The 23,749-nt window shown below is 60.2% G+C and carries 22 protein-coding genes, 1 tRNA gene and 3 pseudogenes; 15 read left to right on the forward strand and 11 right to left on the reverse strand.

Annotated features, from left to right (window positions below):
• Positions 1-223: 223 nt before the first annotated feature.
• From ASD50_RS09540 to ASD50_RS09550, 3 genes are all read left to right on the forward strand, one after another.
• The gene (locus tag ASD50_RS09540; protein WP_056239664.1) at positions 224-1,690 is read left to right on the forward strand and encodes a WD40 repeat domain-containing protein; all 1,467 of its coding nucleotides are present in this window, start codon (positions 224-226) and stop codon (positions 1,688-1,690) included.
• A 391-nt stretch (positions 1,691-2,081) separates the two neighbouring features.
• Positions 2,082-2,642 carry a hypothetical protein gene (locus tag ASD50_RS09545; protein ID WP_156464996.1) on the forward strand — a complete coding sequence of 187 codons (561 nt, stop codon included), beginning with the start codon at positions 2,082-2,084 and terminating at the stop codon, positions 2,640-2,642.
• Between the two features lie 368 nt (positions 2,643-3,010).
• Positions 3,011-3,901, forward strand: a complete 891-nt coding sequence (locus ASD50_RS09550) for an ankyrin repeat domain-containing protein (protein ID WP_244484474.1) — start codon at positions 3,011-3,013, stop codon at positions 3,899-3,901.
• A gap of 66 nt (positions 3,902-3,967) precedes the next feature.
• Here the strand turns inward: ASD50_RS09550 and ASD50_RS09555 are convergent, their stop codons facing one another.
• The 4 genes from ASD50_RS09555 to ASD50_RS09570 all read right to left on the reverse strand — a co-directional run bounded on the left by ASD50_RS09555 (position 3,968) and on the right by ASD50_RS09570 (position 6,026).
• Positions 3,968-5,044 (reverse strand): LamG domain-containing protein, encoded by a 1,077-nt coding sequence (locus tag ASD50_RS09555; RefSeq protein WP_156464997.1) that lies wholly within the window; start codon positions 5,042-5,044, stop codon positions 3,968-3,970.
• Between the two features lie 168 nt (positions 5,045-5,212).
• The gene (locus ASD50_RS09560) at positions 5,213-5,557 is read right to left on the reverse strand and encodes a hypothetical protein (protein ID WP_056239675.1); all 345 of its coding nucleotides are present in this window, start codon (positions 5,555-5,557) and stop codon (positions 5,213-5,215) included.
• Positions 5,554-5,760: a hypothetical protein gene (locus ASD50_RS09565; RefSeq protein ID WP_056239677.1), complete on the reverse strand. Its 207-nt coding sequence runs from the start codon at positions 5,758-5,760 to the stop codon at positions 5,554-5,556. The genes ASD50_RS09560 and ASD50_RS09565 overlap by 4 nt, the downstream gene beginning before the upstream one ends.
• A gap of 32 nt (positions 5,761-5,792) precedes the next feature.
• Entirely contained in the window at positions 5,793-6,026 is a 234-nt protein-coding gene (locus ASD50_RS09570) for a hypothetical protein (RefSeq protein WP_056239682.1), read from the reverse strand.
• A gap of 468 nt (positions 6,027-6,494) precedes the next feature.
• Between ASD50_RS09570 and ASD50_RS09575 the strand changes: the two genes are divergently transcribed.
• The 5 genes from ASD50_RS09575 to ASD50_RS09595 all read left to right on the forward strand — a co-directional run bounded on the left by ASD50_RS09575 (position 6,495) and on the right by ASD50_RS09595 (position 11,805).
• Entirely contained in the window at positions 6,495-6,896 is a 402-nt protein-coding gene (locus ASD50_RS09575) for an ankyrin repeat domain-containing protein (protein WP_056239687.1), read from the forward strand.
• A gap of 338 nt (positions 6,897-7,234) precedes the next feature.
• Positions 7,235-7,798, forward strand: a complete 564-nt coding sequence (locus ASD50_RS09580) for a hypothetical protein (RefSeq protein ID WP_056239689.1) — start codon at positions 7,235-7,237, stop codon at positions 7,796-7,798.
• Between the two features lie 356 nt (positions 7,799-8,154).
• Positions 8,155-8,847, forward strand: a complete 693-nt coding sequence (locus tag ASD50_RS09585; RefSeq protein ID WP_056239691.1) for a GntR family transcriptional regulator — start codon at positions 8,155-8,157, stop codon at positions 8,845-8,847.
• 106 nt (positions 8,848-8,953) lie between these two features.
• Positions 8,954-10,396, forward strand: a complete 1,443-nt coding sequence (locus ASD50_RS09590; protein WP_056239692.1) for an NCS1 family nucleobase:cation symporter-1 — start codon at positions 8,954-8,956, stop codon at positions 10,394-10,396.
• Between the two features lie 47 nt (positions 10,397-10,443).
• Positions 10,444-11,805: a dihydroorotase gene (locus ASD50_RS09595; RefSeq protein ID WP_056239694.1), complete on the forward strand. Its 1,362-nt coding sequence runs from the start codon at positions 10,444-10,446 to the stop codon at positions 11,803-11,805.
• A 98-nt stretch (positions 11,806-11,903) separates the two neighbouring features.
• Here the strand turns inward: ASD50_RS09595 and ASD50_RS09600 are convergent.
• Positions 11,904-12,739: pseudogene (locus ASD50_RS09600) on the reverse strand (IS5 family transposase).
• 246 nt (positions 12,740-12,985) lie between these two features.
• Between ASD50_RS09600 and ASD50_RS09605 the strand changes: the two are divergent.
• Complete coding sequence (locus ASD50_RS09605) at positions 12,986-13,453, forward strand: MucR family transcriptional regulator (RefSeq protein ID WP_056239697.1); 468 nt, start codon at positions 12,986-12,988, stop codon at positions 13,451-13,453.
• Between the two features lie 344 nt (positions 13,454-13,797).
• Here ASD50_RS09605 and ASD50_RS23015 read toward each other — a convergent pair whose 3' ends face one another.
• Positions 13,798-14,013 carry a hypothetical protein gene (locus tag ASD50_RS23015; protein WP_156464998.1) on the reverse strand — a complete coding sequence of 72 codons (216 nt, stop codon included), beginning with the start codon at positions 14,011-14,013 and terminating at the stop codon, positions 13,798-13,800.
• 389 nt (positions 14,014-14,402) lie between these two features.
• Positions 14,403-15,302 (reverse strand): annotated as a pseudogene (locus ASD50_RS09610) (ArdC family protein); the annotation flags it as partial.
• A 654-nt stretch (positions 15,303-15,956) separates the two neighbouring features.
• On the opposite strand from ASD50_RS09610, the gene ASD50_RS09615 reads away from it, so the two are divergent.
• Complete coding sequence (locus ASD50_RS09615; RefSeq protein ID WP_156464999.1) at positions 15,957-16,145, forward strand: hypothetical protein; 189 nt, start codon at positions 15,957-15,959, stop codon at positions 16,143-16,145.
• Here the strand turns inward: ASD50_RS09615 and ASD50_RS09620 are convergent.
• Positions 16,142-16,858, reverse strand: a complete 717-nt coding sequence (locus ASD50_RS09620; RefSeq protein ID WP_056239702.1) for a hypothetical protein — start codon at positions 16,856-16,858, stop codon at positions 16,142-16,144. The two genes, ASD50_RS09615 and ASD50_RS09620, sit on opposite strands and share 4 nt — an antisense overlap.
• A 215-nt stretch (positions 16,859-17,073) precedes the next feature.
• Between ASD50_RS09620 and parA the strand changes: the two genes are divergently transcribed.
• The 3 genes from parA to ASD50_RS09635 all read left to right on the forward strand — a co-directional run bounded on the left by parA (position 17,074) and on the right by ASD50_RS09635 (position 19,282).
• Complete coding sequence (gene parA / locus ASD50_RS09625; RefSeq protein ID WP_056239705.1) at positions 17,074-17,748, forward strand: ParA family partition ATPase; 675 nt, start codon at positions 17,074-17,076, stop codon at positions 17,746-17,748.
• Positions 17,717-18,229 carry a hypothetical protein gene (locus ASD50_RS09630; RefSeq protein WP_056239708.1) on the forward strand — a complete coding sequence of 171 codons (513 nt, stop codon included), beginning with the start codon at positions 17,717-17,719 and terminating at the stop codon, positions 18,227-18,229. The genes parA and ASD50_RS09630 overlap by 32 nt, the downstream gene beginning before the upstream one ends.
• Positions 18,230-18,574: 345 nt before the next feature.
• Positions 18,575-19,282, forward strand: a complete 708-nt coding sequence (locus ASD50_RS09635; RefSeq protein ID WP_156465000.1) for a helix-turn-helix domain-containing protein — start codon at positions 18,575-18,577, stop codon at positions 19,280-19,282.
• Between the two features lie 132 nt (positions 19,283-19,414).
• Here the strand turns inward: ASD50_RS09635 and ASD50_RS09640 are convergent, their stop codons facing one another.
• Positions 19,415-20,062: a DNA methyltransferase gene (locus ASD50_RS09640; RefSeq protein WP_056239843.1), complete on the reverse strand. Its 648-nt coding sequence runs from the start codon at positions 20,060-20,062 to the stop codon at positions 19,415-19,417.
• Between the two features lie 282 nt (positions 20,063-20,344).
• Here ASD50_RS09640 and ASD50_RS23020 point away from each other — a divergent pair, with 282 nt between their 5' ends.
• Both ASD50_RS23020 and ASD50_RS23810 read left to right on the forward strand, forming a co-directional pair.
• A complete protein-coding gene (locus ASD50_RS23020) occupies positions 20,345-20,602 on the forward strand; it encodes a hypothetical protein (RefSeq protein ID WP_156465001.1) in 258 nt (85 codons plus the stop codon).
• 56 nt (positions 20,603-20,658) lie between these two features.
• Positions 20,659-21,657: pseudogene (locus tag ASD50_RS23810) on the forward strand (recombinase family protein); the annotation flags it as partial.
• A gap of 561 nt (positions 21,658-22,218) precedes the next feature.
• On the opposite strand, the gene ASD50_RS09655 reads toward ASD50_RS23810, so the two are convergent.
• A tRNA-Glu gene (locus ASD50_RS09655) sits at positions 22,219-22,293 on the reverse strand.
• A 186-nt stretch (positions 22,294-22,479) separates the two neighbouring features.
• Positions 22,480-23,673, reverse strand: coding sequence for a YcbK family protein (locus tag ASD50_RS09660; protein WP_056239717.1), 1,194 nt, complete (start codon positions 23,671-23,673; stop codon positions 22,480-22,482).
• Positions 23,674-23,749: the final 76 nt, after the last annotated feature.

The raw sequence follows: 23,749 nt of genomic DNA on the forward strand, positions 1-23,749 counted from the left end.
CTCTGTCTCATCTTCGCTCCTTTGAAAGGCTACAATGAACCAGAAATCCTCCGTTCTCGGTTAAACCGCTTTGGTCCCATCAGCGCTGACGCCGGACAATTAGTTATAGTATAACATTAATGGTATGCGAGGATCTGGATTTTTAATTTTCATAGTTGTTCTCATTGGTCTTAGCCCTGCCGCTCAGGCGGCCTGTAGCTCGCCGGCTGGCGAAGCCGGCGAAGTGCACTTCAACGCCACGGCGTCGGCGCTCGAATACTGCAATGGGGCGATCTGGATCGGCTTTCCGAGAGCCAGCGGCGCGGGCAGCCCGTCCTATGACTGGTCGGCCCCGAGTCCCGGACCTCAGCTCGACAATCCGAATCCGATCTGGTGGAACCCGTTCGGCAATGCCGTCGCCGTCTCAGGCACCCGGATCGTCGCCGGCGTCTGGGGCGAGGACGGTCCGACCAACAAGGGCATCGCCTATGTCATCGATGCGCTGACCGGCACCGTCGAGCGGACGCTCAGCAATCCCGCGCCCGATGCCGACGACCTGTTCGGCGGCAGCGTCGCCGTCGACGGCAATTTGATCGTGGTCGGGGCGGAAGGCGACGATGCCGGCGCCGCCAATGCCGGCAGTGCCTATGTCTTTGACGCCACCACCGGCGCGCTGGTGTCGACGCTGACCAATCCGGCCCCGGCCAGTGGCGACGGGTTCGGCTGGAGCGTGGCGATCTCCGGCACCGTCGCCGTCATCGGGGCCATGAACGACGATCCTGGCGGCATCGCCAATGCCGGCACGGCCTATGTCTTCGACGCCACCACCGGGGCGTTGATCGCGACGCTGAACAATCCCAATCCCGCCGCCGATGACCAGTTTGGCTGGCGTGTCGCCATCTCCGGCACCACCGCCGTGATCGGCGCACCGCAGGATGATCCCGGCGGCATCGCCGATGCGGGTGCCGCCTATGTCTTCGACACCGCGACCGGGGCGCTGCTTGCGACCTTCGCCGACCCGGCGCCGACCGCCGGCTACAAATGGGGGTGGAACGTCGGCGTCTCCGGCAGCACCGCCGTGGTGTCCGGCGGATCGTCGCATATGAGCGCCATCCAGGCCTTCGACACCGCCACCGGCACCGTGATCTCGACGCTGACCAAGCCCGGTGGCAACGTCAACAAGGAGTACAATTTTGTCGCCATCAGCGGCACCACTGCCGTGGCCGGCGCTCAGCTGGAAGGCGTCGGCGGAACCACCTATCTCTTCGATGTGCCGACCGGCACGGTTCTCGCCACCGTCAGCAATCCAAGCGCCGACCCTGACGCCTACGACAATTTCGGCGCCGGCGTGGCGATCTCCGGCGGCACCGTCGTCATCGGCGCACCGGGCGACGACGGGGTCGACACCAATGGCAACACCGGCCGCGCCTATGTGTTCTTGGCGCAAAGCTTGTGCAGCAACCCGGCTGCGCCCGCCGGCAGTCTTCTCTACAATGCCGACCACCGTGTCCTGCAGTGGTGCGACGGCGCCGCCTGGCACGCGGCAGGCCCGGTCGATCCGCCAGGCCCGAACGCCGGCTGCACCGCGCCAGCCGAGACCGGCGGCTTCGTCGTCTTCAATGCCGATCATTGCCTTTTGCAATATTGCGACGGCGACAGCTGGCGCCAGATCGGCGGCGCCGCAGCCGATCCCGCCGCCTGCGATCCGTAAAGGAACCACCGCCGGGGTAGCGGTGTAACAGTGGCAGCGTCTATGCCGGCCTTTCTCGTGGCAACAGCGACTGGTATCTGCCTGCCTTGGACGAACTGGCGGTCTTGTTCGGCAATCAGCTGGCGATCGGCGGATTCGACGCCCCGGGCCCTTTCAGGCGGGGTATTACCTGTCCTCGTCCGGAGGCGGCGGCGCTGGATGCGCTTTGGCGGCGCCCTCCAGTCCGGCCCGCCGCATCCCAAGGGACAACGCCTTCAGCGTTCGCTGCGTCCGCGGACAATAAAGATCATTGGGAAGCAGATAAGTGTCTCTGATGACTGTTATTTTTCAAATAATTATAGTTAATACTATTTTATATTATTCGATTTATACTTTTCATAGTGAGGTGTACATGAAAGACGATATTATAAGTAAAATACTCGACAGCGAAACCATCAAGGACGCCGCAACCAGCGTCAGCGACTATCTTGTTGACACACACACGACCTATGCGGATGTGGCCACGACCGCGGCGCGGGAGGCTGGCCAGCTCGCTGTTTCGGCCCATGAGACGCTTGTGGACACAGTGACGGCCATCGCGGACGGGGTGCAGGACTACGCCGCGGAAGCCTTCACCTCGTTGAAGGGGCAAGTCACCAGCTGGTTCAACACGAATTCCAGCGCGGAAGCGCAGGCCATTCTCATGACGGCAGAAGAGGCGTTCAGGAACCTGCCCGCCACCAGCGCCTGCGACATGCCCCCGGAAGTGCAGAGCCTGATCGAGGTCAAGATGTCGGAGGAGCTGTTTCGCCAGCATTTCGAGGACCTGAAAGCGCAGGGAAGCCTGGGCCAAGTGGTGGACTATCTTAAGAGCCAGCCTGTGGCCGAGGAAGCTGCACCGGCGGCCGCGTCCGACGTCGAGCTCGATCGCAACAGTCCGACGATAGTCAGTAAGCCGCCCTGCCTAGGGTGAGGCGCGGAGATCATTCGCCGCCGACGGGCGGCAAGGTCGCTCCACGGTAGCCAAGAATGCAACTGCAACGGCGAAACCAATAGGGGTTCGTTTTGGGCCGGTCATGCGGCAGAATACGCCGCCGCACACGTTTCGATCCCACCATGCTTGGCTATGATGCATGGGCTGACCTCCTCGTCAGCCAGAGGCCCGGCAGACCCTGAAGCCCGAACAACTTCGCCGTCCGCCGAGCCTCGCCTTTTCCTCAATGGAGTTGCGCCGCTCGGCCACCGAACTTGGGATGGTTGCGATCAGGCGTTCGAGGTATAGTTTGCCGTCTTGGAAGCGTGCCGCGTACTGCGGTTTGCCTTGGGAGATGCTCAATGCGCATGTCCTTGCTTTTCATGCCGCTACTGCTTTTACATATCCCGATCGTATCGCACGCTGCCGCCATTCACGACGCGGCGAAAAAGGGCGATGTCGCGGCGATTGCGGCCGCGCTCGACGCAGGTGCCGGTGTCGACGAGAGCGATGGCCAAGCGACACCCCTCTATCTTGCGGTCAGGGGCGGGCATTTGGCGGCGGCAAAACTGCTCATGGAACGCGGTGCCGACGCCAACGCCGTCACGACGCCGCTTTTAGGGTCCGCCCTCATGCCGGCTTTGGCAAAACGCAGGATCGATTTGATCGATCTGCTGCTGGACGGGGGCGCAAATCCAAATGAGCGCCGCAACCGGGAATCTGTTCTTCACATCGCCGTCAGGTCCGGTTGCCTCGACTGCGTGAAGGCACTGGTCGAGGCCGGCGCGGACGTCAATGCAAAGACCAAGGACGGCAAGACACCGCTCCATCTGGCAAAATTCAACGGGCAGGACGAAGTTGCCGACTATCTCCTGGCGCACGGCGTCGTCTTGCCAACACCAGCTCCGATCGCGATGAAGTTGGCTACAGCCGATGTCGAGAAGGGCCGAACCTCCTTCGACCGCTTGTGTGACGGTTGCCACAGCGTGAAGCCACAGGGCGGGAACAAAACGGGACCGAATTTGTGGGGCGTCGTCGGCCGCGACAAGGCATCAGTGGCAAATAGACGTTACTCCGAGGCCTTGCTGGGCTGGGAGGGTATGTGGACGTTCGAGGATCTGAATAAATTTCTGCTTGAGCCGATGCTCACGACGCCGGGCGTTTTGATGGAGATGCCTGGTGTTCCGGACGAGGCTGAACGAATAAACGTCATTGCCTATTTGCGCACACTCAGTGACAAGCCGATGCCGTTGCCCTGAAGCGATGATCTCTGGCTCAATTCCTGCCAATGCAAACAGTAATGCCCAGATTCGGCGCAATAACCCTTATTCGCAGCCCGCACCGGCATTGTACAGATTGCCGATCTCGGTGGGTGTCAGCACCCGGTTGTAGACGCGCACGTCGTCGACTGTTGCATTGGCCGCCTCGCCGGCAAAAACCCGGCCTATTCTGACCGGATCGGTGAAGGCGACCATGGATTTCGTGAACGGCGAGCCAGTGTTGCCGCTCCCCGCATATTGGACACCATCGACATAAAACCAGAACTGGTTGGTGGCGACGTCGTTGAAGGTCACGGCGACATGATGCCATGTGCCGACTGAAAGGCCCAGGGAAGCCGTGCGAACCTCATTCCAGTTCGCACTGCACGCCGAATTCGTCCCGGTGCAAAAGCCGAACAGCAGCATTGATCCGCGCAAGGCAAATTCGAATGTAGCCCTATCGGTAGGGCTGTTCGTGCCCTTGGTGACCAGATCGTGGTCGCGGCTGTCGAGGTCACCGGGCTTGAACCACAACGCGATGGTCAGCGCGTTGGTCATGTTGAGCGAGGCGCTGTGTGGCACGTTCACATAGTCGTCCGTGGCATCGAGGATCAGGCCGCCATTGATCTTGCCGGACGCCGTCCAACTCGGACCGTTCGGCGTCAGCAGGGTGCCGGTGTTGCCATTGCCGGACGTATCATAGGCGCTCGTGCCGCTGCCCTCGTTGAAGGTCCAGTGGCCGACAAGCCCCGCAGTCGGCACATTGGTCCGGGCGCCAATATCGAACCAGTTCGAGCCGTCGCAATATTTGAAGGTGGCATATGTAGCGTCGTAGTCGAGCTGCCCGCCGGTGCTGCACGCCCCAAGCGCCGCGCCCTTGTAGATATCCGTCTGGAAGGCACCGTTGCAGAAGCTGAATTTGTTTGCGCCATAGTCCATCTGCGAGGCCGTGCTGCAGGGCGTGGCCGAGACGGTGCCGCCGGCGGAGACCCAATTCGCGCCATTGCAGAATTTCCAGGTGCTGTTGCCGGCATCGAAGTCGAGCGTGCCGGCCATCGCGCAGGCGCCAAGCGTCGTCAAAACACCGCATTCGGCGGCGGTGGCCGCCCTGGATGGAAGCAGGGTAAGCAGTAAAAATGCCAACAAGAAATTTCGGAAATGCATGCGCTCCTACAAACAAACGTTCAAGTTTCCCCATCACCAATCTATCACACACTCTGATCAATATCGCCTTTTTCATCTATCGCAGTTATGGATACTCGTTGCGGGGCCGCTCCCGATGGCTCGCCGGAGAGCTTATCCAGCTCGCCCTCAAAACAGAGCGAGCTGCCGGTCGGCCGGGTCGCTGATGCCATAGACGAGCCGCGCCATCGCGACAGTGCCTTTGCCCTCGAAGGTCGACTTCATGGTCACGTGATTGTGGGTTTCCCACGAGATCCAGATTTTCAGGCCGACGCCCTGATAGGTCAGGGAAAGACAATCCGGTCCGCCCGAGCCGCCGAAAATGCCAAGTTCAAAGGCCAGCGCCTCGGCCAGCTCGGCGTCGGATAGGCCGCGCGCCGCGCGCTCGACCCACCGCTCTTTGGCTGCGGACAACCCGCCGGTCGCGCGGATAAAACCCTCGCGCTTGTCGGCTTCGGTTAGGAGGCGCGTCATGCCCCTCCGATCTCGTCCTGAAAGTACATGGTTGCAACACGGTCGCAGCGGTCGAAGTCGTGACCCGCTGCCGCGCACAGGTGACGGATGTCCGCCAGCAGGTCCGAAACGGCGTTCTCGTCATAGGCGGGAGCCTCTCCCCGCGCCCAGGCGGCGCGGGCAAGGGCCGCGCGAGCGGCTTCGATGTTGAGGGTCTTGGACATGGCTTTTCCTCCGAGGGTAAAGGAGGGGGCGCTTACGCGCCCGCTCCGTTGTTGTTGTCGCTCGGGTGGCGCAGCACGATGCGGCCGCCGTTCACCGGCACCAGATCGAGCTGCAGGGTCAGCCCTTCGCCGTCCTGGTGCGGCCATGCCGCGCCGATGCGGGTCCAGAAGGCTTTCTCCTCGTTCCCCGCGACGTGCCAGGCGATGTAGGCCGGGGCGCGGGTCTCGCGGGTCGGACGGCGGGTCTGTTTGTCGTTGCGTGCCATGATTTAAGCTCCTTTCGCTTGGGGTTTCTCGACACGCCAACCAAGAGAGCGGGCGCCAAAGCGGACGGGTCATGGCTGAGGCGCCGGAGGGGTATCGCCCGGCTTGCAAGCCAAGCGCAGCGCGGCGAAAGTCGGGGACACCGGTGCCTCACCCGGCAGGGCCACAGGGGCCTTGAACCGGACGCGCGCCCGATCAGGTTCTGGCGTTCTCAGTCGAGAAGAAACCCAAGGCGTAAGGAAAGCATCCCAGGCACAGCCACGCAGAACCGCCGCGCTGATCGCAAGAGCGGTCGCCGCAAGATGTTTGCATCACGCGCGGGAACACGAAAGCCAAAAGCCTTGGACAGCCTCGGCGCTGGTCCCTCGCCGGCTCGGCGGAGAGGGCTTCCCGGCAGCATCTAGGAGTATGTGCCTGTGGCGCGCCTTCGCTCGACTGCGGCACAGTGCCAGCAAGGACAACAGGGAGGTATGATGAAGAAGGAACAGGCAACCGGCGCCCTCGTTCGCGCCGCCGAGAAAGGCGATGTTGAAGACATCAAACAGCAGCTGGCGCTCGGGGCCGACATTCACCATTTCCACCAGGCGCCGCTTCCCCTTGCCGCGCGCAACAAACACCGGGCCACCGTGACCATTCTGTGCGAGCACGGCGCACGGCTCGACGAAGCCGTCGCTTATGCGGCGTCAGAGGGCGACGTCGACACCGTCGCCATGCTTGTGTCGGCCGGCGCGTCCACCAAACTCGCCAGGTCGCTGCGCGCCTCGTTTGCCTATCTCGCGGCTGTCGAAGCGATGGGCGTCCCGCTGGAGCAGGCGCCGCGCATGCCGAGAAAGAAAGAGCCGCCGTATTTTACCAACCACCCGCAACCGTGATCGCGGGCGGGCGGGCGAGCCACGGCGACCGAAGGACAAAGAGCGGCTCGTCGATCAATTCGAGCCAATGCACAGATGCCGCAAAACGCGTTGAAACGTGCGAATCCGAACCTCAGTCGAAAACCCGCTCGGTGTCCTCAGCCCCCGAGGTGATAATATAACTTACGGAAAATCGGGGCCTATCTGCCAAGCGGATCAACGGCTTGCCGGTGCAACGCCCATGTGTCTTCCGTCAATTGATGCCCGTTCGCGCGCCGGCAGTGTGACCAGCCTGTGGCCAAGATCGGCGGCGCAGATACCTTCATAAAGGGTGCAACTCTAACGAAAGGAGTTGCCCCATGACAAACCAGCCAACCAATTATTCCGCCGGCCTGATGCTCGACGAGGATTTCGTAAAACGCGCCATAGCGATGCGCGGCGGCCAGAATCTCGACAGCGCCTTCCTGATGGACCTGCTCGAAGCCGGACTGGCGATCATGGAACTGTCGGCCGGCAATCACGACGACAGATGCGCCGATCCTGATTGCCCCGGCTGCCGCATCCGGCGTGGAGAGCAGCCACGAGCCAGCATGGTGGCCGAGTTCAATGAAGTGCAAGCGCACCTTGAGCAGGTTGCAGAGGCGCGCGAGGCCGGCGAAAGCCCGGACCGTGAAGTGTCGTTCATGGTGTCGGAGACGAGCCTGATCTTCATGACCTGGCTGGACAGGCTGCTGCGGCAGCGTGCTTCAGGCGGCTTGCGCATCGTCGGGTCGGACATCGATCTGGACCGCCCGGTCGATATGGAAGGTGCAATGCGTTTTCTGACGCACATGCTGATCGGAACGCTCGAAGAAGAGATGGCCGCCTTTACCGAGGGGAGGCATCCCCTGCTGTTTCCGACGCGAGCCAGTGCGAGGAATTGAACTGCTTGCAACGAGCAGGAACGGGCCGGCGCCAAGCCGGCCCGTTTTTACTTTGGAGCGCTCATCCTATTGTGCAGTGATCATTGCATTGTTGGCTTGCCGACAAGCTAACACCATACTTGCTACCAGTCCGCAGGTAGTGCGGAGCGGCTTAACTGCCACAGCAGCTCGCCTCAGGAGGGGCAACGCCTGATTCCCTAAAAGTTTTTGTTGACATCCAAAATTGGATGCAATTAATAGTACAAAATCGAATTCTAAAATTGAAACTGAAATTGGGAACAAACTCGTTCGATCGACTGGCAAATCAACGGTCTGCGGTGCATATATCGACCGTAAATGGATGGGCGTCGGAAGCGATGAACGAAGATCAAAACCTAAGGGGAAAGACGGAGAGGGAGATCCGTCAGAAACTGCTCCAGGCGATTTTCGAGTTGCGAATGCCGCCCGGGGCGAGGTTGACCGAGAGCGTTTTGGCAGACGCATTCGATGTCAGTCGCACGGTTATTCGCTTAGTGATCGCGCGAATGACGCAAGACGGTGTTCTTGTTAAACGGCCTAACGGAGCAACCTGCGTTGCGTCTCCAACGCGATCCGAAATCAGTCAAATTCTCCGTGTGCGCCGCATGGTCGAACCGGAGATCGCAGGCGATCTGGCACGATCTTATAAGAAGTTGTCTTTCGCCCCGATCGTGGAACATCTGAGGAAGGAGGAGCTAGCCAGAACCTCGGGCAGTTACGGGGATCTCGTTCGTCTGACGGGTGAGTTTCATCTACACTTGGCTGAGTTGTCGGGGAATAGGTTCTTATTCAATCTAATCTACCAGTTGCAGGCTCTCGTTTGTCTGGGTGTCGTGATGTATACGAACACGGAGATCGCCTGCCCAGAAGATGAGCATCGCCAGATTGCAGATTCCATTATGAGCGGTGATGATGAATCTGCTGCGGAACTTATGGTTCATCATCTTGATCACGTAGAAGAGAACATTCTCTCTTCATCAAAGCAGCATATCCACTTCAACGAGACGCTGAAGTGGCTATCTGGAGAATAACATAAAGCATCCAGCTTAGAGAAAATTGACAGGTAAGAACTGAATGCCCGGATCATCGATCCGGGTAGAGGGATATCGTTTGTCCCCAAAAGGGAGGAGGAATATTATGCAAGGCTTTTCTCGCCGGCTATTCAATGAAGACCTGGCCCCTGTGCCCATGTATGAACGGCACTGGGGTGTCTACAGCGTTTTTGCAATGTGGATGGCCATTATCCACTCAATAGCAAACTACGCGTTCGCAACTGGATTATTTTTGTTCGGCCTGAAGCCATGGCAGATTGTTCTCGCACTTCTCGTTGGCGTCCTGATCGATTTGTGGTTCATGAATCGTATGGGGGTAATCGGCCACCGAACTGGTGTGCCATTTGCCGTTCTGGCTCGCGCCAGTTTCGGAATTTACGGTGCAAATATTCCCGCGCTGGTCCGAGCGACCATGGCAATTTTCTGGTACGGCATCCAGACTTGGCTTGCCTCCTCAGCGGTCGTGGTATTGGCCGTTCAAATTTTCCCATCCCTCTCACAATACAGCCAAACACATATTCTAGGGCTGTCTCAAATAGGATGGGTGTCATTTTTAGCACTAAGTGTATTGCAACTCCTGATCCTAAATCGTGGTATGGAATACATTCGGAAGCTCCAAGATTATGTTACAGGTCCGATCGTGTGGATAATCATGATGGTTGCTGCGGGATGGCTTCTTCATAAGTCTGGATGGAAATTTTCGTTCAATCTAAGTGTTAAAGAAATCAGCGCGGGCGAACAATTCCACCAAACGCTGGTGGCGATTGGGCTTACTGCTGCTACTTGGTTCACACTGATCCTCAATTTTGCCGACTACGCCCGCTTCACCAAAACTGAAAACGGCATGAAGACGGGAAATCGGCTTGGATTGCCGCTCAACTATGCGGCTTTCGCGCTGGCATCTGTCCTGACCTCTATCGGCAGTCTAATCGTTTTCGGAAAAGCCATCAGCGATCCGGTTGAGTTGATCACGTTTATCGATAATCCGATTGTGACGATCGTTGGGGCTATCGCGTTCATTCTGGCTACGCTTGGGATCAATGTGGTCGGTAATTTTGTCTCGGCGGCATATGACATTTCTAACGTCGCCCCAGACAAAATTTCATTTCGCAGAGGTGGCCTGATCAGTGGCATCATCGCCGTTGTGATCTTGCCGTGGCATCTGTATTCGAGCCCAGTCGTGATCAATTACTTCCTGGGAGGACTTGCGGCATTCCTTGCGCCGCTGGTGGGAATAATACTTGTAGATTATTACAGGGTTAGGAACGAACAAATTGACGTTCCATCACTTTATTCCTCTGATCCCGCCTCCAAGTATTATTACCACAAAGGGTTCAATCTGAAGGCCATTGCAGCCTTTCTGCCATCGGCCGGGCTTTCCTGTGTGCTAGCCCTTGTGCCTACCTTTGCTCTTGTCGCCCCCTTTTCGTGGATCGTTGGGCTCGTTCTCTCCGCATGGCTCTATAAGAGCTTCATGAGACAGGGTTCGCTTCCGAAGACGCCTATCCAGCAGGCACGCACGGCATAACTACTGACAGATAAAAGCGTCGAAATTCACGTATCGAGGAAGAAAACATGTCACAGTACGATTTGTCTCTGTGTAACGGCTCTGTTGTCTTGCCAGACGGAACGACAAAGCAGGTTAATATTGGCGTCAAGGATGGGTTGATCGCCACACTTTCATCGGAGCCGATCCAAGCGGATACGGTAGTCGATGCTGCGGGCAAAACGGTCATACCTGGTCTCGTCGATCAGCATTTCCATTGCTGGTGGGGATTTGGTGTCGAGACACATGAAATCAGCACACGAGCGGCAGCAAAAGGTGGCGTGACCACCTTGGTGGAGATGCCATTAGACAAGCCGGCGACGATCACGAGCGATCTGCTGCGGGAGAAGTTGAAAAAAGTTGGGGATCAATATCACGTCGATTTTGCAGCCATCGGTGGTTACAGCGGGGGAGACCCCGAAGAAATGCACGCGATGGTTCGAGCGGGTGCGATTGCAATTAAAATCTTTACGGGGGACGTGGCCCCTCCCGGAATGTTTCCTGGTACTCCAGATGGAGAACTTCTTGACCTGATGCGCAGGGTCAAGAAGGAGAATGTTACCCTGATGGTGCATTGCGAAAACGCAGGTATTGTCGAGGCTGAAACGAGCCGAGTACGCGCCGAAGGCAAATCAGGTCCAAGGGCTTGGGATGAAGCCCGCCCCTGGTTTGCCGAAGTGGATGCTGTCCAACGTATTGCAATGCTGGCAAAAGTTACCGGTGCGCGCGTCATTGTCGTGCATATTTCGACGCCTGAAGCGGTTGATGTTGTGACCGCGGCGCGGCGTGATGGTGCCGATATCTGGGCTGAAACACTTCCCCATCAGTTGTGCCTCGATCTGGAAACGGGCGGGGACGACGCGCGTTTAAAGTGGAATCCTCCACCCCGGTCACGCACTGCAGTTGACGGTCTTTGGAAACGCCTTGCCGCAGGTGAGATTCACTCGATTGCTTCCGATCATGCTCCGTTGACTAAGATCGAAGGCGCAGACATTTGGAAGCAGAATCCGGGGGCTGGAAATGTTCTGGAAACCATGCTTCCGGTAGTTGCGACTGAGGCAATTTACTCTCGTGGTATAAGTCTCGCACGACTGGTGGAAGCTATGTCGTCGACGCCAGCAAAGATTCTTGGACTGTATCCCCGGAAGGGTGCGATCCAAGTTGGCGCGGATGCTGATCTTGTCGTTCTTGAGACAGAAGGCAGTCGGGTTATCGATGGCCAGGCGCTCGAGTTTTACGATCAAAAGGCTAAGTGGTCTCCCTATCATGGGAGAGAAGTCAAGGTCTTCCCGATCCGCACCATCCTAAGAGGGCGGACGGTCTATGTCGATGGCAAAGTTGTTGGCCCTCTTGGGTTCGGCAAATACATCGTTTGTCACAATTATCATTAATAAGGCATATATATACATAGGGGAACGCTCGATAAGGAATTATCGAGCGTTCCTATTTACTAATATATAGTTATTAAAATAAGAGTCCGTTTTGATAATCAGGGATGAGCATTACGTCGAATGGGATTTCCGGCCATTGTGACGAGGATCATGGCGTGAGAGACGTCGATGCGCTGCTCATAATCGCGCACGAGACGTCGCCATCGGGTCACCAGCCGAAGGTCCGCTCGACGACCCAGCGTCGGGGCAAGACTTCGAAACCCTTCTGGTCATCGGATCGACGGACGATCTCGACCACGAAGTCGAGGTAGGCGGCCTTGTCCATGAGCTTTAGGCGATCATAGGCGCCGTCGGCGAACAGATGTTTCATCCAGGGCCAGCGCTTGCGGATGCCATCCAGGACCGCTTAAGCGCCGACGCTGTCGGAGATATCGGTCGTCGTCAGATTGACCATCAACAGCCGCCCATCCGTATCGACGGCGATGTGGCGCTTGCCACCCTGTCCCTCGGCCCGCTGATCGGTTTCCTTATTGCGCTCGCCAAGCAGTCGAGCGAGCGTTCGCTCCGGCTTGCTGGCGATCACCGCCGCCGACGGGCTCGCCTCGCGTCCGGCCCGCTCACGATCCAGAATCAGCGCCACGTCGTGGATGGTCTGGAACAGAAACCGCCGCGCCAACTCGCGGAACCAGCCGTAGACCGTTTGCCAGGGCCCGAAATGGATCGGCAGCATCCGCCAGTCGCAACCCGAGCGCACCAGGTAGCGCACAGCGTTGATCACCTCCCAGAAATCAACCTCGCGCGGACGGCCACGACGCCCAGGCTTGGGCATCAGAGGCGCGAACTGCTCCCATTCCTCGTCCGTAAGATCCGACTGGTAGCGCTTCGTCTTCTTGGCAATCTGGGCCATCCGCCCACGGCTCTGCTTTGTCCACATCCAAAGCTTGAATCACAACCCAGCCTCCGAAAAACCCCTAGCAAGCCGATTTTCAAAACGGTCTCTTAGTCAAGGTGACAGTCTATTCAGACAGGGAGCTTCTCGTGACGCCGCCTACACCTACTCCACACATCTGAACTTATCAAACATAGGGAGTATTGCGCAGCGATAGATATCGTTCTATCAACCGCCAATATATGACAATACTTCTACTCAGCCATCATTTTTTCTACAGCGAGGATATTTGTGACCGAGAAACAAACCGTCAAATTGGACCGGATTGAACTCACGGTGGATATCGTTTCAGCCTATATCGCCAAACACGCGGTGCCGAGTGCTGAACTTGCCGCTTTGATCCAGCAGGTCCATCAGACCCTCTCATCCCTTGACTCGGATGGCAGCGCCGTCGAACCGGAAGCGGAAAAGCAAAGGCCTGCCGTACCGATCAAAAAATCCGTGACGCCGGACTACATCATCAGTCTCGAGGATGGTCGCCCATTCAAGTCGCTGAAGCGCCATCTGGCGACACAAGGCATGACGCCCGCCGATTATCGAGCCAAATGGAACCTGCCGGCCGATTATCCAATGGTCGCGCTCAACTATGCCGCCCAGCGCTCCGCCCTCGCCAAGAAGCTGGGCCTCGGCCGCAAGCCCGCGCCGCCCGCCAAGCCGGTCCGCAAGAAGGCTGCTCCCCGCAAATCTACCGGGACATAGTGCAAACCGCAACGGCAGCTAGCCCTTCGGGCTACTCCGGCTCCTTCTTTCACTTCACTTCCGCCAGCACGCGCGAGGCCTTGATGCAGGCTGCGGCATGGAGCAATGCCTTGGAAACTTCTTCCGCCGAAAACTCTTCTATCAGCTGTGCCATCACCTACCATTCGCGTGCTATATCGTCGGTCTGGCCATCGCCGGCCGCCACATTAGGCGTATTGGTCCGACGATGATAATCACGAAGCGTGGCTGCCGCGCGATGCAACAGTCTGGCTTTCTCGGATTTTGCCAGCCGTTCCGTCTCATGCGCGGCCCGGAATAGTTCGGAGAGGAACGGCGAGACGGGATCAATCATTGCGGTCGGTTTGACGCTGCACGGGCGTGTCGCGCTTGAGCAAGTCCGCCGTCAGCGGCTTCCCGCAAAAGTACCCGCAATTGCCCTGAAGATAGTTTTTCACGGTGATCGGCCGCATCAGGAAGCGTGACGACCAGATCGGCTCCATTCGGTTGCGACTAGCCCCTCCCTCCCATCCAATCCAAGCATCTTTGCCCTTGATGCTCAAGGCCGCTCGCGTGACTTGTGCCGCCCTGCATTGTTTGTCGGTGGGGCGCGAGGCGAGCACCGGCCAACCCGGCGTTGCCACATCTCCATAACACGGTCGATGACCGGCGGATAATGTCCAGGCGTAACCCCAAGTCAATTGCATTAGATAACTCGAATATTAGAATATGCAGATTATCAAAAAGCATAACCTACCCCATCCTTGCTGCACGCAACCGGCGTCCGGCCGCAGGCGGACGCCGCATTTTTCGTGCTAGGGTCGTTCCGCCTTGCTAGGCTCGGTGCGCACCCTAGGGCAAACGAGATCGCGATGCAGGTCAATCCCACTCCTGCATCGCGTTTCTTGCCGGCCGCCGCTAATGCGGCCGCTTCTTCCTCCTGTTGGGAATCCTCCTTCTCCTTGGGCTGCAACCCGGTGAGGTAATCGGCGGCGCGCTGCGCATGGACGGCTGCGGCAAAGATTGCCCGCTTGTCGTCTTTCAGGACTTTCAGCCACGACGCGATATAGGCGGCGTGCTCCTCGCGCGGCTCCGGCGTCAGGGCAAGGTCAGCGCAGACAAAGGCCGCGCCCAGCTCAGCGACAAGTTCTTCCATCGCATAGCCCTCATCGCCCCACCGCTTGCGCCCAAAATCACGGTCAAGCCGCTTCGGGTGCTTGGTCCAATGGCAAAGCTCATGGGCAAGGGTAGCGTAATAGGCTTCCGGTTCCCGGAAGGCGACAAAGGGGGGCATCTGAATGCGGTCCTCTGCCATGCTGTAGAAAGCCTGATTGCTGCCTTCCCTGATGTCGGCGCCGACGAATGCAAAGAATATCTCCAAGCGCGCAATGCGGGTGGCAGCATCAAGGGCCGGTTCCTGCACGGCATAGAAATGCGCCGGCAGCCCGTCCACCTGCTCGGCATTGAACACGGTGTATCCCTTCATAAAGGGAATCTCCCGCTCCCAATCCTCGCCGGTCGCCTCGTCCTGCTCGGTGCGGGTGATGGTGTTGGCATAAACGACAAGGCTGCCCTTCTCGCCCTTGCGCACCTGCGCGCCAAGCTCCTGCGCCTGCGCCTGCTTGTAGGTCAGCCACAGCGGGGCTGTATATCCGCGCTCTGTCGCGGTGGCCCAAAGCATCAGAACATTGATACCACGATACGGAATGCCGTTGGCACGCAAGCGCCGGGTGATGCGCCCTGCGGCGTGTTCGGCGTTCCATGGTTTGAGCCATGGGCAAACGCCTTTTTCCAACTCCGCCACGATGCTGGCGGTAACACACTCATAAATGTCTTTCCGTTCCTCTCCCATGGCCTTGCCTTTCTTGGTTAGCCGGGTGCGCATGCAACCGGACTAGCCACGCGGCGATGAGCGGGGGGAGCCGGCGGTCAGGGCCGCCGCCGGGGACAGGGGTATCTCCCGGCTTGGCAGGGCGCGCGACCTAAAGGCGGGGAACGCCCCGGCGGCGTCCGTAGTGAAACGGAGGATGAAAGCCTTGACGGCCGTGGGGCCGCAGGCCCCCTGCTTGTTCACCGAAACGCGGGCAACGCCCGCCGGTCAGAGCGTCGGCAACGCCGGCTCCGCTGTTTTCTTTGCGTGAAGGATGGAAACCGGCTGGCGGAGACGCTGCGCGGCTCCGGGCGAAGCCTGACAGCCTGGTTCGCAAGGCGGACGCGCCCATTCCAGGATGCGGCAACATCTGGTTCCGCAATCATCAGAACCGCTTTTAGGATTTTTCCGTCGAACGACGTTTTACGAGCCGGGCCTGATGACCAATCCAGATTGTGAATCTGCATCGGTCTGTCCTTGAAGCGCGCAAGCGCAAATTCCCGTATCCCCTGCCTTCACCTTGTTGCAGGCCGGGCGATCCCCCTCGGTTTTTGCGCCTGCGCGCAGGCCTTCCCGATGCTTTCCGGCATTCACAAGGCTGGCAATCAAGCCGGCCGCAAAACTAGGGAGAAAATCATGAACCGCTTACTGACAATCGCCGAACTGCAACATCGTAGCCAATCGGAACTGCGCGCCCTGTTCCGGCAGGCGTCCCAGGTTCTGGCCCGCACCGCGACCGGCACGCCGGAGCGCCTCACCGGGCTCGCCACGCTGGAGAACATCTCGCGGGCGATGACGATGACGATGGGGACGCCGGGCTTTTAGCCCGGTGTTTCCCCTGCTCGGGTCGTGGCGGCTTCCGCCACCAGATCCCGGCGCAGGGCTTCGGCGGCGCGGGCGCAGTCCACCCACGCCATCTGCCAGTCGAGCAGAAGGTCCTTGTTCATGCCGGTCAGCGCCAACAGAATGGTGCTGCGCGCCGTCTTGCGGTCGTTCTGCTTGAGGGCGTCGAGCGCCTTCTCCACCGCCCTGCGCCACTCCTGTCCGCGAGGCGCGACGCTGCCGCCGAAAAACTCGAAGGTATGGACGGCGTCGCGAAGATAGCGTTCAGCCTCGCCAGCCGGCGGGCAGTCCTTGCGGAATTCGCGGGCAAATCTTTCTGAGAGCTTGCGGGTGCGCGGGCTGATTTCGCCGCCGCCTTCATTGCTGTCGTCGCGGACCTCGGCAACACGGGCGATGCCAAGATGTTTTTCGACGGCCTCGAACGGTGTCTCCGAGCGCAGATAGATGAGGGAGCCCGCGACGTTGCCGCTGCCATCGAACAGATAGGCCAGCGCCTTGTCGGTCAATACCCGCGCCCGATGCAGCCCGTCCAGATAAAGGTCGATCTCCTGCACCGAGTCGATCCAGCAGTTCACCGGCGGGTGCTTTGCACGGTAGGCCTCTCGCGCCGCCTTGGCCGCTGCGATGTAGCGCGGATCGTCCTGCGGCCGTCCGCTCCATTCCGTTTCGTCATCCAGGTCAAAAATACCGGGCATCGTCCGCCTCCTCGGCAACTATGCGCGCCATCGCTGGCACGATCAACTGAAGTTGCGGGCGTGTGCAGACCTCTGGGAACGCAGGCGGAGATTATGGAAACTCCGCAATACCTGGCGGCTTTTCTGCATCGGACTTATGACCACTCGATTGCCCATGTGGATAGAATTTTTTCTTTGTTTCCGTGTTGGCGCCGGACGCCGGTACACTCGGGGACATGATCATCTCATTCCTCAACCAAAAGGGCGGCGTCGGCAAAACCACTCTGGCGGTCAACACGGCCGCAAGGCTGGCCCGCTCGGGCCACAAGGTGTTGCTGATCGACGCCGATCCGCAGCAGACCGCAGCCCAGTGGGCATCCTTGCGCGAGACGACACCGTTCGTGGTCGCCTCGCTGCCCCGCCCGAAGATGGCGCGCGATGCGATGGCGATGGCAGCCGACTACAGCCACACCATCATCGATGGCCCGGCGCGGGGGAAGGATATCGCCCATTCGATGGTGATCGCCTCCGATCTCGTCGTCGTGCCGATCGAGCCGGGCGGCCCGTCGCTGTGGGCCGCTGCCGAGACCATCGAGGCGGTCAACAATGGCCGGGCGCTGAAGGAGCAATTGGAAGCCGTGTTTCTGGTTTCGCGCAAAAACGCCAACACGGTGATCGGCCGTGAGGCCAAGGCCTATGCCGCCGATGTCGGCATTCAGATCCTCAGGTCAGAAGTTCAAAGCCGTGTCGCCTTCGCCGAGGCGCTGACGGCCGGCAAGACGATCTTCGAATGGGCGGCACGGAGTGAGGCTGCAAAGGACATCGACAAACTGGTGAAGGAGCTCTTGCGTTATGGCGAGCACGAAAACATTCGCGGACATGAAAAAGCCCGTCAGGCAGCCGACGCCTGACGAGATCGGCGCCTTCGAGGAAACCGGCCGCGCCGACCGAAGGCTCGATCCGGCGCAGCTTCAAACGGAAACACAGAAATCCGTGTCCCCGGACCTCCCACCCTCAGGGGATACGGAGCCGCGCGAAGCCGGAAAGCTGCAAACACGGAAAGCTGCATCCACGGATTGTCGTGAACACGCCGACCCGGAAACCAGCCTTTCCGCGAAACTGGAAACCCAGGAACCCGAAAACCCGCCTTTGCAGCAATCCGCCAAGGTGGAAGCACAAACCCCCGTAACGACAGAAACCCGCAAATCAGCAAACATGGAAACACGGATTTCGGGCCCGATCGTGCGGCTGACCATCGACCTGGCCGAACCCGATCACACGCGCTTCAAGACCGCCTGCGCCATGACCAGGCGCAAGATGGTGGATGAGGTCCGGACGTTCATCGAGCGGCGCACGGCCGAACTGGAAGCAGAGGCCAGGCGCGGCCAATAGCGGCTGCCGATTCGCACAAGGCCACGCCACCGTCGGCCATCGCAGGCTGCGCGGAGAGCCGCACAAACCCTTGGTTCCACCAACCGACTTGCACTGGCGCCGCACATTGCGGACAATTCTCACAAGCCCGTTTCGGGCTTTGCCATCGTTTCAACAACAACAGCTGAATGTTTCACATGTAACAAAAAGAAAACCCGCCGAAGCGGGTGCATTGAAAATCAAGGTATTTGTCTCTGAACAATTCAAATATCTCAAAACCCGAATATAAACGCAAGGGATATTTGCGGCGGGTCTGTGCACCCTGATTTCCTGCGGGTTTTCTCCTGACACCAAGGGAGGAAACCGATGACTATGCAAAATGATCCGCAAGTTGCCTTCATCGAATCGGCGCGGGCGCTCAAGGCGCGGATAGCAACGCCGCGCGTCGATCCGCTTACGCTGCCACGGCTGCCGAGTGAACCTGCCGCCGAACGGCGCCGCCGTTCGCTCAATACCTGTCATCGCTATGCGCAGACGGAACGCCCGCGCAAGGCTGTGCCGCGTGCCAGCCGGGCCTATGTGCCGGAACTGGCCGCCCGCGTGGAGGATGATCCGAACCTGACCGATGGCGCCCGCCGCTGTGCGCGCAAGCTCGCCGAACTGACCTATCGTCAAAACAGGGCAGGCCGCTCGTTGCCGGTGACAGTCACCTACCTCGCCAAAGCGCTCGGCCGTTGCCGCCGGACGGTGCAACGCTATCTCCGCCAGTTGGAGCGGGAAGGCTATGTTTCGGTCGATGTCATCGTTTCGCAGCGGGCGCGCATGTGCGTCGGCCTGGTCGTGCGGCTGCTGGAACCGCTGCTGGCCGGGCATCATCGGGGAAAATGGCCGGGAGCGCTTGGAAAGCCAGGGGCGACACGGGAGTCACAGAATGAGAGATTGAGGTTATTCTCAACGCTCAAGGGCACGCCGATCCCGGTCGAGCAATGGGCCATGCGCTGCATGGACGGGGTTTTCGGCGCCTTTATAGAAACAAAGCCGCTCGCCGGGCTGCCGCCTGTTGCCGTGACCTGAAGGAGAGCGGAACTTTTGATACCGATTCCGGCCAGATTGCGGGGCGGAGAGTGCGGCTTTGCCTTCAGGGGCGGTTCGGCCCGGTTGGCGCCAGAACGCACCACGGATGAACGTCGGGGAAAGGCGGCGGCATCACGCCGCCAGCCTCCGGGCGGCGATGCGGTGGTAGGCGCTGTCGAGCTCAATCCCGAGATAGTCGCAATCTGCATCGCAGGCTGCAACGAGGGTGGAACCCGAGCCGCAGAACGGGTCGAGCACCAGCCCGCCTGGCGGGCAGAATGCCTCGATCAAAGGCTTTAGCACCGCCACCGGCTTTTGCGTCGGGTGGAGGCGGTTGCCGGTGTAGACCCAGTCGATGACGTCGGCGGGCGGATTGGCCGGCAGCACTGGGCGGCCCTTAGCCAGCACATAGGCCGATTCATGAGTGTAGCTGACGAACCGTGCGGCGGAGGCGTAGCGTTTACGGAAGACGATATGGCCGACGATGCGGAAGCCGGCTTTGCGCCAGGCGCTCATGAAGCGGTCGGTCTGCGTCCAGCCATAGAAGCTGACGCAGAGAGCGTCGTTCTTCAGGACACGAAACATCTCGGCAGCGGCCGGCTCCAGCCAGTCGCCATTGTCGTCATTGGCGATCGAGCGGCCGGTGCGGTCTTTGTAGCGGACCAGATAGGGCGGGTCGGTGAGGATGAAGTCCACCGAGCGGGCGGGCATGGCCTGCATCAGTTCGATGCAGTCACCCTGCTGGATGGTGTTGCGGATGGAATTATTCGTCGATGTCATGGCGTCCTCCTGCCTTGTTGCGGTTTCGGGACGCGGCAGGACAGGCCGGAGAAGCATGGCGCGCACCGTCAGGGGAACGGCCAACACGGGAGCGCAGCGAAGGAGCGGGCCGGCCGTTGCGCGCCATGCGCGGCCTGTTGTCAGAGCGGTCCAACCAGAAAGCGCAACAAGGCGGGGCGCCTCACATGAGCGTCACCGGCACCTCGACACCGGGAGAGCAGGGCAAAAACTGGCCAGCCTTTGGCCAATCCGCACGGGCACAAATCCCGCATCAATCTGCCCATGGACGAGGGCACGAACCACAGCAGTCAAGGCAAGACCGCCCAGACATGGACCGTCGTGGACGACTTTCCCGACGCGGGTCCGGTCACGCCGGAAGAACTCGATGTGGTCGAAGCTTTCCTGATGGCGCAGTTCAGGGCGATCATGGAGGGAGCCGGCGCTGCAAGCGATGCCGGCCTTGCAGGGCCGGACTCGGAACTGCCGCAAATTCATGCTGACGTCGGAACCTCAACAAAGGGTCGGAGGAGCAGGCGATGAAGGCCAACGCTGCCGTGACTACCGAACAGGCCGCACCGTTGCGGGCGGCACTCTACATGCGCGTCTCCACCGGTCGGCAGGCTGAGAGTGATCTGTCGATCCCCGACCAGCGCCGGCAAGGTCTTGCCTTCTGCCAGTCGCGTGGCTGGGAGGTGACGGCGGAATTTGTCGATGCCGGCCTTTCCGGCACCAACGACAACCGGCCTGAGTTCCAGCGGCTTCTGGATGCAGCCACCGGCGGCGGCACGCCGTTCGATGTGGTCGTCGTCCATTCGCTCAGCCGTTTCATGCGCGACGCCTTTCTGCAGGAGATGCATCTGCGGCGGCTCGCCAAGGCCGGCGTGCGTCTTGTCAGCATGACGCAGGAACTGGGCGACGACCCGATGAGCGTCATGATCCGGCAAATCTTCGCACTGTTTGATGAGTATCAGTCCAAGGAAATCCGCAAGCATGTCCAGCGCTCGATGAACGAGAACGCCCGGCAGGGCTTCTGGAACGGGTCCATCGCGCCCTTCGGCTACAGGACTGTCGCAGCAGAACAACGCGGCGCCAAGACCAAGACGAAGCTCGCCATCGATCCGGTGGAAGCCGAAACCGTGCGCCTGATGTTCCGCTTGCTCACCCATGGTGACGGCACGACGGGACCGATGGGCCTCAAGGCGGCCGTCTGCTGGCTGAACGAGCGCGGCTATCGCACGCGCGGCGGCGCGCGGTGGGGCACCGGTCCGTTCCACAAGCTCATCACCAACACGGTCTATAAGGGCGAGGCGCGCTTCAACCGTATGGATTCGAAAACGGGTAAGGCAAAGCCCGCCTCCGAACATATCATCGTGCCGGTCGATCCGATTATTGACCCGACCGTCTTCGATGCGGTCCAGGGACAGCTGAAAGCCCGCAATCCGCGCGTGACCCCTCCGCGCGTTGTTGCCGGGCCTATCCTGTTGACCGGCATTGCCACCTGCGCCACCTGCGGCGGGTCGATGACGCTGCGCACCGGCAAGTCGGGGCGCTATCGCTACTACGTCTGCGCCGCGGCATCCCAGAAGGGTAAGACAGCCTGTCGCGGCCGCTCGGTGCCGATGGACCGTCTCGACCAGGCCGTCATGGACCGCGTAGCGGATAAGCTGCTGACGCCGGATCGCATCGCCGAGCTTCTGCACGGACTGATGGACCGCCAGACGAGGAAGGACGAGGACTATGCCAGCCGTTTGGCCGCGCTGCGCGGTACGCTGGCTGAAGCCGAAGCGCGACTGGCCCGGCTCTATCAGGCGATAGAAAACGGCATCGCCGATGCGAACGACCCGACGCTGAAAGATCGCATCGCGGCGGTGAAAACCGAACGCGACATTGCGCAAACTAACTTCGACCGCGCCGTTGCCGAAATGCGGCCCGAAGCCCGACTTACGCAAGAGAAGATCGCCGCCTTCATCGAGGTCATGCGCACCAATGTGCTATCAGGCGATACGCCCTTCCGCCGCGCCTGGCTCCGCGCCATGATCGACAACGTCGAGGTCGCCGACACGGAAATCCGTATCCACGGAAGGCGGGCGATTCTGGAGCGTCTGGTGATGGGTGGTGGGGCGGCTCCGGCAGGAGTGCCCAGTTTTGTTCGCAACTGGTACGCCCAAGGGGAATCGAACCCCTGTTACCGCCGTGAAAGGGCGGTGTCCTGACCGCTAGACGATGGGCGCGCTCAGATGAGGGCGGTTTATAGTTGTGTTGTGCGAAGCGGGCAACCCCATCCGGCCAGCCATTTCGCAACTTTTTTCAGGATCTGGCTTGAGGTGAAAAACGCGATCTGCGTTGGTGCGGGACCAGCACACGACCCAAAAGCTATCGCGTGATAGCGCTGACGGTGAGACTGTGGATACGCGGACTTATTTGCGGCGGCGGCAGCGCCAGTTCCAATCGCGCTCGGGGCCGACGTCCACATGCACCGAATCGGTGTGGCAATAGGTGCCGACGCCGCCACGGCCCGGCATGGAGCGCAGGTAGTTGGCCAGTTCCCACTTGCTCACGCCCGGCACCTGGATGTCGGCGGCGGCGCAATACATATGCAGCGAATTCTTGGCTCCCCGTGCGCGGCGGTTGCGGGCCGGGTCGCGATAGCCGGATGTGACCATGAGCTTCTTGCCGTAGTGGCCTTCGATGGTCTTGAGCACACGCACCAGCGACGGTTTCAGACAGGCAACGTCGACGCGCTCGGTCTGCTTGAGCAGGCCGTTGGGTGCCAACCGCGCCAGACCCGCCGCCGAGGCGACCTGATAGGCACCGAAATCTTCTTCCTCGTTGAGGTCGATATCGCTTTCGTCGTCGAGACCCGACTTGCGCTTGATCTCGAACAGCGCCGTCTGGCGCACGCCCGGAAGCGCATCGGTGGTGTAGTTGTGCGTATCGGGCGCGGCCGAAGCGATGATCGGCTTTGCCGGCTCCGCCGATGCCAACGTAATGATCGGCTTGGCCGGCTCGGCTGGCGCGACTGCTTTCGGCTTCGGTGCCTGGGCGGCGGAAGCGGGCGTGGCGCCGAACAGCGAGGCGAGGAAACCCTTCTTCTTGGGCGTGGCTTCCTGAACCGGCGGTTCCGTTGCGGTCACATAGAATTCTGCGGTCTGCGCAGCCTCTTCAGGCGTAGCGGCCGGCTTTGCAGGAGTGGCTTCGGCAACCTGCTGGCCAGCCTCCTGCGGCGCGGTGGCGGCGACCGGCGCTGTTGCTGCTTCCTGCTGTTGCGGAGCCGCGTTGGCGACCTCAGCCGTTGCCGCCGGCATCGGAACTGGTTGTTCGCCGCCCGGCTTCATCGTCGGCATGAAGGCAACCTGATCGGGCAGGGCGACATCGCCTTCGCCGCTCATCATGGCTTGCGGCGCGGCGGCTACAGAATCACCTGTGGTTGCATCGGCTGGCGTCGAGGTAGCGGCAATATCGGTCGCGGAGGCGTTGTAGCCAGGCATCGCAACCGAAAGCGTCGGGTCTGTCGTGGAGGTGCAGGATGCAAGGAGAACGGACAGCAAAGCCGCCGCAATGGCGCGGCGTTCACCCTTACCGAGGCGCGATCCCTTAAACTGCAAACTCAAATTCCCCCTCGGTTTCCGACCGGCAATTCCCTGGCGTTGTCGTTCACATCAACGCCCTGATGATCGTGTTTCCGGC

The organism is Mesorhizobium sp. Root552 (genome assembly GCF_001427285.1).
In the GTDB taxonomy this organism is placed as follows: Bacteria; Pseudomonadota; Alphaproteobacteria; order Rhizobiales; family Rhizobiaceae; genus Mesorhizobium.